The sequence below is a fragment of the Brevibacterium sp. genome (genome assembly GCF_052105255.1).
Classification (GTDB): Bacteria; Actinomycetota; Actinomycetes; order Actinomycetales; family Brevibacteriaceae; genus Brevibacterium; species Brevibacterium linens_B.
On sequence record NZ_JBQDYQ010000076.1, the window covers coordinates 1 to 11,507 of the forward strand.

11 protein-coding genes are annotated in these 11,507 nt (G+C 65.2%); 5 read left to right on the top strand and 6 right to left on the bottom strand.

Translation table 11 applies throughout. The features are described 5' to 3' along the window. From ACTIIH_RS14705 to ACTIIH_RS14715, 3 genes are all read right to left on the bottom strand, one after another. A partial coding sequence (locus ACTIIH_RS14705; protein ID WP_441452657.1) for a deoxyribodipyrimidine photo-lyase occupies positions 1–940 on the bottom strand: 940 nt, incomplete at its 3' end. A gap of 87 nt (positions 941–1,027) precedes the next feature. Then, positions 1,028–2,728, bottom strand: a complete 1,701-nt coding sequence (locus tag ACTIIH_RS14710; RefSeq protein ID WP_441452658.1) for a DEAD/DEAH box helicase — start codon at positions 2,726–2,728, stop codon at positions 1,028–1,030. A 130-nt stretch (positions 2,729–2,858) separates the two neighbouring features. Continuing rightward, positions 2,859–3,908: a phosphatase PAP2 family protein gene (locus ACTIIH_RS14715; RefSeq protein WP_441092187.1), complete on the bottom strand. Its 1,050-nt coding sequence runs from the start codon at positions 3,906–3,908 to the stop codon at positions 2,859–2,861. A gap of 177 nt (positions 3,909–4,085) precedes the next feature. Here ACTIIH_RS14715 and ACTIIH_RS14720 point away from each other — a divergent pair, with 177 nt between their 5' ends. Both ACTIIH_RS14720 and ACTIIH_RS14725 read left to right on the top strand, forming a co-directional pair. Then, complete coding sequence (locus tag ACTIIH_RS14720) at positions 4,086–5,171, top strand: AI-2E family transporter (protein ID WP_264799479.1); 1,086 nt, start codon at positions 4,086–4,088, stop codon at positions 5,169–5,171. 26 nt (positions 5,172–5,197) lie between these two features. After that, the gene (locus ACTIIH_RS14725) at positions 5,198–5,752 is read left to right on the top strand and encodes a YihY/virulence factor BrkB family protein (RefSeq protein ID WP_441452659.1); all 555 of its coding nucleotides are present in this window, start codon (positions 5,198–5,200) and stop codon (positions 5,750–5,752) included. 200 nt (positions 5,753–5,952) lie between these two features. Here ACTIIH_RS14725 and ACTIIH_RS14730 read toward each other — a convergent pair whose 3' ends face one another. Then, positions 5,953–7,014: an alpha/beta hydrolase fold domain-containing protein gene (locus ACTIIH_RS14730; protein ID WP_441092185.1), complete on the bottom strand. Its 1,062-nt coding sequence runs from the start codon at positions 7,012–7,014 to the stop codon at positions 5,953–5,955. 182 nt (positions 7,015–7,196) lie between these two features. Here ACTIIH_RS14730 and ACTIIH_RS14735 point away from each other — a divergent pair, with 182 nt between their 5' ends. Further along, the gene (locus ACTIIH_RS14735) at positions 7,197–7,886 is read left to right on the top strand and encodes a peptidyl-tRNA hydrolase (protein ID WP_441092184.1); all 690 of its coding nucleotides are present in this window, start codon (positions 7,197–7,199) and stop codon (positions 7,884–7,886) included. Positions 7,887–7,975: 89 nt separating this feature from the next. On the opposite strand, the gene ACTIIH_RS14740 is transcribed toward ACTIIH_RS14735, so the two are convergent. Next, positions 7,976–8,155, bottom strand: a complete 180-nt coding sequence (locus ACTIIH_RS14740; RefSeq protein WP_441092183.1) for a hypothetical protein — start codon at positions 8,153–8,155, stop codon at positions 7,976–7,978. 165 nt (positions 8,156–8,320) lie between these two features. On the opposite strand from ACTIIH_RS14740, the gene ACTIIH_RS14745 reads away from it, so the two are divergent. Next, on the top strand, positions 8,321–9,850 hold the full coding sequence (locus tag ACTIIH_RS14745; RefSeq protein WP_441452660.1) for a deoxyguanosinetriphosphate triphosphohydrolase family protein: 1,530 nt from the start codon (positions 8,321–8,323) through the stop codon (positions 9,848–9,850). A gap of 206 nt (positions 9,851–10,056) precedes the next feature. Here ACTIIH_RS14745 and ACTIIH_RS14750 read toward each other — a convergent pair whose 3' ends face one another. Further along, positions 10,057–10,581, bottom strand: coding sequence for a Dps family protein (locus tag ACTIIH_RS14750; protein ID WP_441452661.1), 525 nt, complete (start codon positions 10,579–10,581; stop codon positions 10,057–10,059). A 246-nt stretch (positions 10,582–10,827) separates the two neighbouring features. On the opposite strand from ACTIIH_RS14750, the gene ACTIIH_RS14755 reads away from it, so the two are divergent. Beyond that, positions 10,828–11,507 (top strand): NAD-dependent epimerase/dehydratase family protein (locus tag ACTIIH_RS14755; protein WP_441452662.1); only part of this gene is annotated, 680 nt, incomplete at its 3' end.

An 11,507-nucleotide genomic window follows, 5' to 3' on the forward strand; every position in this document is an offset into this window, starting at 1 on the left:
AGGTCAGGTGCCAGGAGAACTCCCGCCAGTAGAGCTGCCGGATCCATGCCTGCCGATCATCGTCCCTCACCTCCGGTATGTCCAGGGCCGCTGCCAGCAGCTGGCGGGGGGAGAGTTCGCCGAAGCGCAGTCGCGGCGACAGGCCTGACGTGCTGTCAGGGTCTGCGGGGACATCGTGAGAATCTGCGTAGCCGTCGAGCCCGTCGCTCAAGCAGGCGAGCTCACCGGCTGACTCCCTGCACCCGGGATTCCAGTGCCCGGCCACGGTCGTCCGCCACCACTGCGGAGTCCTCGCCGAGGCGAAGCTGCCCGAGCCCGTGTCGGTTCCGTCGAGAAGACCGAGATCGTCGAGGTCGCGCACCCAGGAGTGATTGTCCAGATTCTTCCGGTCTGCCTCCGTCAGGGGGCTCTGTTCGTCGGGCAGCGGCAGGACCTCTCCGACCTCGCGATCGCGCACAGCGTTGAAGAACGGCGTGAACACCTTGTAGAAGTCACCGCCCTGAGGGCGGACCGTCCAAGGCTCGACGAGCAGCGCGCCGGTATGGGAGTGCACGGCACGACCGGCATCAGCCAGGTCCGTTTTGATCTGCGCGTCGAGGCGACGTGCAGCCGGCGCATAACGGCGCGACCAGCGCACAGCATCGACTTTCAGGTCCGCAGCCGCCTGCGGGACGATGTCGGCGGCGGAGCCTGCTGCGAAGAGCAGCGGGATACCGACCTGTGCGAGTTCGGTCTCCAGGACGCGCAGCGATTCGTGCGCCCACCAGCGAGCGGCTCCTCCCAGCGGGCGTGGGCCCAGGCCATCGTCGCCGCGGCACTCTCTGATCCAGAGGCCGATCACCTGCCCGTCGCCGCAGGCCGCTGTCAGGGCCTCGTGGTCCTCGACGCGCAGGTCGTCGCGAAACCAGACGAGGGTGAGGGACTCGCGGTCCTGGCTCATCGGCAGACTCCTCTCACTGCTGGTTCGCCCAGTCGGCATTTACACCAAAGTGTAGTATCCAAGCAGGGTTACTGGATTGTGAGGACGTCAGCTGCTGGTCGAGTAGACCTGCTGCGAGCCTCCGGTATGGGTGCGGTTGCGGCGACGAGTCTCGGGGCTGGTGCCGCGGGATTCGGGCGCGCGGCGGCTGTTCGGCTGACGACCCGAAGATTCCGCGCGCTGACCGCCGGAGCGGCCATTGCCGGAACGGCCGCCGCGGGAGTTCTCACGGCTGCGGTCGCTGCCGCCGTTGCCGGCCTCACCGCGACCCGAGCTTCCGCCGCGTCCGCTACGGCCACCTCGGCGACGGCGGGATGAACGACCATTCGACGTGGAAGGTTCGGTCCTCTTGCGCGGCTGAACGGGTTCCTTCGGCTGCGGGGCGACGAACTCGGCGATCTCACCGACGAGCTCGGTCACCTCGGGGGACTCTGCGTTGACCTTCTGCGGGGTCGCCTTGATGGCGGCCTTGCGCAGGAGGATCTGAGTGTCCTTGCGCTCTTCGGCGGTCATCACCGTGACGACGTCACCGGCGCTGCCGGCACGTGCGGTGCGACCGGAGCGGTGCAGGTACGCCTTGTGCTCGGTCGGGGGATCGACGTGGACGACGAGCTCGACGGAGTCGACGTGGACGCCGCGGGCGGCGATGTCTGTGGCCACGAGCACCTTCGCCTCACCATCGGTGAACGCGGCGAGGTGGCGATCGCGCGCGCCCTGCGACAGGTTGCCGTGCAGGTCGACGGCGGGAATGCCCGCTGCTGTGAGTTGGCGGGCGAAGCGCTTGGCCCGGTGCTTCGTGCGAGTGAAGAGGATGCGGCGGCCCGTGCCGGAAGCGAGCTTGTGCACGAGTTCGTTCTTGTCGTCGACCGACACCTCGAACACGTGGTGGGTCATGGCCGAAACATGGGAGGTCGGCTCATCCACGGAGTGGAGGACCTCGTTGTGGAGGAAACGACGGACGAGCTTGTCGACGTCGTTGTCCAAGGTGGCCGAGAAGAACATCCGCTGTCCCTCAGCCGGAGTCTGGTTGAGGATTCGGGTGACTCCGGGCAGGAACCCGAGGTCAGCCATGTGATCGGCCTCGTCGAGGATGGTGACCTCGATGTTCTCGAGCGTGAGGATGTTCTGCTGGAGCAGGTCCTCGAGGCGGCCGGGGCAGGCCACGACGATGTCGACTCCGGCCTTGAGTGCGACCTCCTGGCGACGCTGCTTGACGCCGCCGAAGATCGTCGTCGTCCGCAAGCCCACGGCCTTGGCCAACGGGTCGATGACCTCGGTGATCTGCGTGGCGAGCTCACGGGTGGGAGCGAGCACGAGCCCGCGCGGATGGCGGAACTTCTGCGACCCCTTGCCGGATTCGGCCAGTCGGGCGACGAGCGGAATGGAGAACGCAAGGGTCTTGCCGGACCCGGTCTTTCCGCGGCCGAGCACATCGCGGCCGGCCAGCGTGTCGGGCAGAGTGTCCTGCTGGATCGGGAAGGCCTGGGTCTTGCCCTCCTTGCTCAGCGTGTCGACCAGTTTCTGGGGGACACCGAGCTCGGCGAAAGTGGTCGGGGCTGGGGAGGCCTTCTTCGTGCGATTGCCCGAGGCGTTGGCGGCGGTTGTGGCGGTGTTTCTGTTGCTGCCTCCGCGGGTGCGGGTGCTGCGGGGATTGGTGCGAGTCTGTGACGTAGTGATGGGGTGGCCCTTCGACGTGCCGGAGGGCGTGCCGGTGCCGTGAATAGGTGGCAGGCAGCCGCTTCCGATCATGGAATGAGCGCTGTCGGCGCTCTCGATCGCCGAGAGAAAACGGCTTCGGAAATGCGCGGGTGCTTTCACCCAGCTGCAGAGACGAGGCGTCCTGACGACGCAGGGAACCCGAAAACGGGTTCGCAGGTGATTACAGTATAGCCCCGGCAGTGCGTGAGACAGAATCCGCGGGCTTCGCGGCGGGCACGGAATCAGGCTCGGAGACTGCGGCGACCGGCCGTCGGCGTGCTCTGCGGTGCCCGGTCACCCATGCAGAGAGTGCCACCGACGCCCCGCCGATGCCGATGCCCGCGATGTCGTCGAGGATGTAATGCCATCCGAAGTAGAGGGTGGCCACGACCGTCACACCGAAGAAGATCCAGGTGAACGCTCGAACGGCGCGATGCTGTTTCGTCAGCGTCATGAACAGAGCAGCGGCGAAGGTGACGGAGACGTGAAGCGATGCGAACGCGGCGACACCCTGGATGGAGTCACTGCCGATCGGGTTGCTCAGGTAGTCGAGGCGAGTGTCGATGAGGGATTGCTGGAGCTCACTGACTCCGGTCTCCGGCAGCGCCCGGAAGACCTCGGGGCGGCTGAATACCGGACCGACCGACGGCAGGAGGTAGTAGCTGACGGTGCCGAGCACCCAATTGAGACTCAACATGGTCGTATACCAAGCGCCGACGGCGTGTCTGCGATTGAGTACGAGGACCGCGCCGAGGCTGATCGGAACGAGCGGCAGGTAGGCGAGGTAGGCGATTGACAGGAGGTTCGCCGCGATGCCGGTGCCGAGGAGTTCGTGCAGGAGTACGGCCGGAGTGTTCCCGCCCATGAGCCACTGGTCGAGGCGGAACAGCTGCTGATCGAAGAGGGTGCCCTCGCGGTACACCGGCAGCACGCTCTTGAGATTGCGGTAGGCGACGTAGCAGACGTAGAAACTCAGCAGCCCGGCGCCGATGCACAGCAGCCGGTGGGTGTTCCACTCCTTCTTAGCGATGTCGACGACAGACGTCGGCAGATCTCGCCACCCGCTTCGCCTCACCGTTTCCACGATCAGCCCGGCGCCGATGAATCCGACAACCAGCAGAGGCAGACGGATGTATGAGGGGCCGAGGAATCCGTCGGGGTCCCGCAGCGGGAGATCGAGGAAGAGGGAGGAGACCACGGCGGCCGCTCCGACGAGGAGAGCGAGCACCATGGCAAAAGTGTAGGGCCAACGTCGCAATCTGGTCATCGGAATACCGTAGTGATTCACTTTTAGTACATCTTCGGATTTTCCTCGGAAGCCGCTGACCGGAGCCCCGTCTCGCCCGTGCCGGCGGGCCAGAACAGAATGGTCCACCCACTGTGCGGCTCGCGGCATTAGTGTTGGTCCATGACAGAAGGTCCATTGAACGCGCCGCCGAATCGCGATGACCCGATACCCGAGGGACTCAGACTCGGTGCCCGCTTCACCGGATACCTGCTGGTGATCATCGCGGGAATCACAGTCGCGATCTTCGTGGCACTGCAAGTCGCACAGATCGTCGTTCCATTCCTGGCCGGCCTCGTCCTCTCTGCCCTCCTGGTCCCCATGTCGACGTTCCTGCAGCGGCATCGGTGGCCGAAATGGTTGGCGGTGGTCACCGTGTGGGTGGTCGTCCTCGGCCTGTTGGCCGGGCTCGTCCTCCTCATCACCTTTCAGATCAGAAGTGAGATACCTGAGATCCAGAAGCAGGTGGCGACGACCCTGGACGCGGCGAAGCAGCTCTTGGCCACGCAGCCGTTCGGAATCACCGAAGCCAAACTCAATGATCTCGTCGATTCCTCGGGGAAGTGGCTGCAGGACAACGCCGCCGGTCTCGGCTCCGGTGCCGCCGAGGTGGGCACGACGGCGGCTCATGTCATCGAAGGCGTGATCATCATCCTGTTCGTCACCCTCTTCGCGCTCATCGACGGCCGCGGCATTTGGACCTGGGTCGTCAACATCTGGCCGAAGAAGGCGCATGCGCGGATCTTCGCGGCCGGTGAGGCCGGTTGGAAGACGCTGACGAACTTCATTCGGATCCAGCTCGTCGTCGCGGCCAGCGATGCGATCGGAATCGGAGTGGGTGCTCTGATCCTCGGCGTCCCCTTGGCGGTGCCGATCGCCATGGTGGTCTTCCTCGGTGCCTTCGTACCGTTCGTCGGAGCGATCGTGGGCGGAGCGGTCGCGGTGGGCTTGGCGCTGCTCTTCAACGGGTGGGTGCACGGCCTGATCATGCTCGCGATCGTCGTCGTCGTCCAACAGCTCGAAAGCCACGTTCTGCAGCCGTGGCTGACAGGGCCCACAGTGAAGATCCACCCTCTGGCTGTGATCCTCGGGGTGACAGCGGGAGCAGCGGTGGCGGGCATCGCCGGGGCCTTCTTCTCCGTGCCGGTCATCGCGACTCTCAATGCGATGATCCACGCGGCCAAGGACTACAGAGTGGGACAGCGTTGAGACGGGCCGGGCCACGGTTGAATCGAGTGCGAATCGTCAAGGGCGCTCTTCGGCGTCTGCTCGACGACGAGTGCCTCGACAGAGCAGCCGGGCTGAGCTTCTACGCTCTGCTCTCTGCTGCCCCGGCGATCCTCGCCATGGTGTCGCTGCTCGGCGTGGTCGGGGAAGCAGAGTCGACCACGAAGGCGGTGCTCGCGCTGGTCCACCGACTCTCTGTTGAGGCGGCCACGGTGATCCGCCCATTCATCGTCGAACTCACCGAGTCGTCCTCGGCCGGAGTCTTCGTCTTCTTCGTCATGCTGCTCATCGCCCTGCTCTACTACGTGACCCCGAACGTCAGGCGGTCGAAGTTCCGGTGGGTCAGCCTCGGTGCGTTCGTCGCCATGTTCGTGCTGCTTGCCGTGTCGGCCTGCTTCGTGGCCTACATCAACAATTTCAGCAGCTACAACGTCACCTATGGGTCGATCGGGGGGAGTGATCGTCGGGCTCGCCTGGGTGTGGATGGTCAACCTCTCGCTGCTCCTCGGCGCCGAGTTCGACGCCGAGATCGAACGCGAGCGGCAGCGGCAGTCCGACGGTGACGCAGACGTGCTGTTCCGACGGCCGACGGGACGCGGTCGTTCGGATCGCGGCAGCCAGGGGCGTCCTGCTGGCAGCAGTCACAGCAGCCAGGGCCGTCCTGGTGACGGCACTCGCGGCAGCCCAGGGCGAAGGAACCAGGTCACGGGCCGCTGACCGGAAACCCGTCTCGTCCGCGCCCGCTGGGCGCCGACCGCACGAATCAGTTCAGATGGTGTGCAGCGAAAGCCGCAGCGTTGTGGAGCACCGTGGTTGTGTCGTCGAGGATCCGACCGAAGTGGAGGAACGAATGAAGCACATCCGGATACTCCTCGAAGCGGACGTCGTTGCCTGCCCGCTGCAGGGTCCTGGCCAATGCCCGGCTGTCATCGCGCAGCGGATCGAGCCCGGCGGCCGCGACGAACACCGGCGGCAGACCGGACAGATCGGCGGTGAGGTGTGCGATGAACGGTGAATGTTTGTCCTTCGGGGTCGGCAGGTAGTCGTCCAGGAGGTTGCTGAGGTCGTGGATGCCCATTCCGTCCCAGTCGCCGCCGTAGAGCCTGCGACTGGCCGAGTCGATGAGACCGTGGCTGCCGTAGATGGGCAGAAGGGCGCGCAGAGCTGAGAAGCTCGCGGGACTCGCCCCGATGGTCTCCGGTTCATCGCGCAGAAGCAGACCTGCGCCGAGGGTGAGAACCGCCCCGGCAGAATCACCGGAGATGGCCAGGCGTGCGCCGTCGATGCCGAAATCCTCACCGTGGCCGGCGAGGTGGTCAACGACCCCGGCACACTCGTGCAGTGCCTGCGGGAACTTCACCTCCGGCGACAGCGAATAGTCGACTCCGATCACGGCGAAGCCGCCGGCCGCGGCGAGCACGCGCATGATCCGGTCATGTGTATCGAGGTCGCCGAGGCTGAACCCACCGCCGTGGAGGAACAGGAGACCGGGCAGGACCGCCTCGGCGGTGGGGCGATGGATGCGGATCGGAACGTCGATCCCGGCGGTGCGGATGTGGTGATCATCGGTGCGGGCCATCGCCGGACCACCTTCGTTCCACAGCGTGCGTTCGGCCCGGTATTCGGCGCGTTTGGCGGCCAACGATCGCGCGGCAGGGGAGAGGTCACCGGCGGCAGCGGCGACGTCCTCGCCGGCTCGGCGGCACGCGTCGGCCCGAGTGGCCTGGACAGCCATGACCTCGCGCATCTGTGCCGACATCGACGCCACGATGTCGGCAGGAATAGTGGCCAGCAGCGCTTCGGTGAGCGCGGGGTAGACTGTCACGCCGGAAATCATCAGCCTCATTCTTGGTCGGCGGCAATGATTCCCAGCTTAGCGAGGCCGGCGTCGGCGGCCACGGTAGGACTCACCTGCGAAGATCCGGAATATCCGCCGATCGTCGCTGTTATGACAAGGGGACTGTGACACCAGTCCTTCACCGCCGAAGACACTGCAGGAGCCAACCCTTGACCGAACACATGCGCAGGCACGAGACCGACCACGAAATCCCTTGGTCACTGCCGATCGTCGTGCGCCGGTCCAAGACCGCCATCGCTCGCCACATCGACGTCCTCGAGGCCACCTCTCGTGCTGTCGTGACCTTCCTCGACGATCCGCGCTCACAGCCGGGCGGGGACTGGAACGAGGCCGTCGAATACTGGCGTGACGGAGCGATCCGCAAGGTCGTGCGCCGCGGTGACGGGAAGAAGCTCGAGGACGCACGGGCACTCGGGTGCGTGAGCGTGACCTTCGGCGGCACCGACGATTTCGCTCCCGCCGAGGCGCTCGTCTTCGCACCCGGCCCCGTCGAACCCCTGCCACCGGAGCTGAAGAAGCTGCAGGTCGGCGGGACCGAGTTCCCGGATGAGGGCGAATCCTCGATCCCCGCAGCTGAGGCGGTCATGACGATCGAGCTCTCTCCCGAGCTGACGCTGACGACCGGGAAGGCCGCCGCGCAATGCGGACACGCCGCGCAACTGGCGTTCGAGCAGATGCCCGACGATGTGCGGGATCGTTGGCGGGAATCCGGTTTCAGCTTGCGCGTGACTACGGCGAACCGTGATTCGTGGGACGCGAACGACCAGCAGATCAGCGTCGTCGACGCGGGTTTCACCGAAGTCGACGGACCCACCGAAACCGTCCGCGCCCGTTGGTGAGTTCGTGACCCGCCCTCATGGTCCGCGGTGACACGGTAAGTGGGGAAGCCGCCTCGGTGAGGGGTGGCCGCGATCAGTTTCGGGAAAGCTCAGGCTTCGTTGAGATCTTCGACCTCGTCTTCGGTCAGCGGCCGAGTCAGCGTGCCATTGCCGAATTCGTCCAGGTAGATGACGTGTTTGACCATCTCGCCGGTCTCTTCGTCCTCGACTTCGATGATGTCACCAGGTTGGGTCGCTGGCTGGTAGAAACCCTCATTGACTCCGGTCATCGTGACCACCTCCTATAGGTATCTTCACCATACGACGCTGTGATCTGAGTCTCAAGGGATCCCCTTGCTACCTGACGGGGGCCCAGCAACCTGGCGCCAGGTTGCTGGGCCCCCGTCAGGTAGCAATAGAGGGTCTTCAGGGTGCGGAATCGGTAGTCTGAGTTCATGGAACGACAGAGATTTCACTTGTCCGGAGGTCGCGACCGCAACGTCGCCGAGGAGGCCCGCCGGGGAGAGGACGAGTTCCGCGTCGATATCGAACGGATCCGGTTCTCCCCGTTCTTCTCCCGTCTGGCTTCGGTTACTCAGGTCATTCCGCAGGCCGGTTCCGGCACCGTCATCCACAACCGGCTGACGCATTCGCTCAAGGTCTCCGCGGTGGCCCGGTCGATCGCGATCACGTTGAACAACGCTGACGAAGGGACTCGGAAAACGGTCAACCGCCTCGGCGGATGTGATCCTGTGGTGGTGCAGGCGGCCGCGGCCGCCCACGATCTGGGGCACCCACCGTTCGGCCACCTCGGCGAGAAGGAACTCGATCGGGTGTCGCGGCAGGTGCTGCGCCTCGATGACGGATTTGAAGGGAATGCGCAGACATTTCGGATCCTCACGGCGCTGGACAGCTGTGAGGCTACCGCGCGCGGGCTCAACCTGACTCGGGCGGTTCGGGCCGGGGTGCTCAAGTACCCGTGGGAGCGTGCGGAATGGACGGGGGAGCGGGCGGCGTCGGCGGCGCGGATGCCGCGCGGGGTCGGCGACGATGTCAATGAGGGCGCCATGAAATTCTCCGCCTACGCCACTGAGGTCGAAGAGATGGCGGACGTGCTCTCGGCGTTCCCGGCGATCGGGAAGTATCAGCAGACGCTCGAATGCGCGGTCATGGACGTCGCTGACGACATTGCCTACGCGGTGCACGACCTGGACGACTTCTACCGGTCGAACGTGCTGCAGTACACGGCTGTGTCCGCTGAGCTCGGGCGGTGGCTGCGCGATCATCGCGAGTTGGCGGCCCTGGACCCTGCGGAGTTGGATCGGCGCCGTCCCGGTCATGCCCTCGAAGCAATCCGGCGACACATCGGGGAGAAGGACCCTTGGATCGCCTCGGAGGAGGCGTTCCGGGAGTCGGTGGAGCGGGTCAACCGGGATCTCGTCGAGGGACTCCTCGGCGTCCCCTACGACGGGGGATTGGAAGCGGATCGGGCGGTCACCGGGTTCACCCGGCGGTGGATCGACCGGTTGCAGGCCTCGATCGTCGTCGATCCGGACCCGCATATCCGCAGCGGTCACGTGCGGCTGAGCCAGGAGGCTTGGCACGATGTCGTGGTGCTCAAGTTCGTGCATGCGCGATTTGTTTTGGAGCGGTCTGACCTGGCCGTGTATCAGCGTGGGCAGACGCGGATCATCGCGTCCCTGGTCGAGGGATTCCACGAGTGGCTGCTCGACCCGGATGAAGCCACGCGGATTCCCCGGCGTCTGGTCGACTCCGTCGAGGCGGCCACGCAGGAATATTCGGATCTGTACGCGCGCAACCCTCAAGCGCTGGGGGAGGAAGGCGCGGCCGGGATCGTCAGGCGTGGTCGGGCACGGGCGGTCGTGGACTATATCGCCTCGTTCACCGATGCGCAGGCGATGTCGGTGAATGCGCTGATCACGGGTGCGTCGGAAGAGCCGTGGGAGGCCGGACGCGGGTTGTAGTCTTTGGGCCGCCCGGATTGGGGCTTGGTGCGATCTCTTGTCCGGGGTCGTGGCCCACCTCGGTGCTGACTATTGTCGAACACCTCGTCGGCATCATCGACCGGCGATGATGCCGGTGCCGGGCGTCGACGACGAAGGGCCGCCTGCCCGACCGTGAGGACGGGGAGGCGGCCCGAAGACCAGAGTGGCTGCTCGGTCGCACCGACTCACTTGGGAGTGCGTGTCTCTGCGCTGATGAACCAGGCCTGCTGCTCGAGCTGAGCGATGTAGCTGTGGAAGATGTCGGCGGTGGTCGGATCCGCCGAGTCGACCTCGTCATGGCAGTCACGCATGGACGCCACGGTTGCCTCGATCGACGCGACCATGTGGTCGATGGCGTCGTGGGTGCTGATCTCTCCGTTCGGAAACTCCGGCAGCCCTGTCTGTTCGGCGATCACCGCGGGGCGACCGTCCGGAGAGGCGTGGAGGGCACGCATGCGTTCAGCGATCTCATCGCTGCCTGCACGGGCGATGTCCGTGACTTCGTCGAGGTTGAGGTGGAGGTCTCGGAAGTTCGTGCCCACGATATTCCAATGCGCCTGCTTGGCGGTCAGGCTCAAAGCGATGAAGTCGACCAGAACCGTTTGGAGGTTCTTGGTCAGGGCGTCGGAGGCGATGAAGCCGCGTTCGGCGTGCTCGCGAGTGGTCTTCTCTGCGCCATGGGGGTCGGGAACTGTCACTGACTGTGTCATGATTTCTGCTCCTGTTCTCTCCGGTTTCGCGTTGGCCCGGAGTCTATGACCACCATAGCGCTGCCGCAGATGACGCGTAACCCCCGTCAGCTCCAGCTGGTGGTCGGCCTGGACATGCAACGTCTTCGTGCACGATGCTTTCCCACCGCGCATTCAGCCCGAATCAGAGCTTCGGCGTCTGAGCGCGTATTCTGATACCGAGCATTCTGACAGTGAAGAGTCGTCGAGATGAAGGAGAGTCCGGCCATGGCGGTACTGGTCACAGGCGGTGCAGGGTATATCGGTTCGCACGTGGTGCGGCTGCTCACCCAACGCGGTGACGACGTCCTCGTCGTCGACGATTTCTCCACCGGGATCAGCGCTCGCGTCGAAGGGCTGCCCGTGGTCCATCTCGACCTGGCCGCAGCGGATGCTGCCGACCGACTCGTCGAGGCGATCAGGGAACACGACGTCGACTCGATCATCCACTTCGCCGCAAAGAAGCAGGTCGGCGAATCCGTCGAGGAACCGGTCATGTACTACCGGCAGAACATCGGCGCTCTGACGAACATCCTCGCCGCTGTCGAAGCGACCGGCATCGAATCGCTCGTCTTCTCCTCCTCGGCCGCGACCTACGGCATGCCCGATGTCGACATGGTGCCTGAGGACCTCGACTGCCGGCCCATCAATCCCTACGGTCAGACGAAGCTCATCGGCGAATGGATGATCGACAACCAGATCACCGCCTCGCAGATGCGCGGAACGTCCTTCAACGCCGTCAAGCTGCGCTACTTCAACGTCGCCGGCGCCGGCTGGAACGAACTCGCCGACACCGCCGTCATGAACCTCATCCCGATCGTGCTCGGACGGTTGAAAGACGGCAAGGCGCCCGTCATCTTCGGCGACGACTACGACACCCCCGACGGCACCTGCATCCGCGACTACGT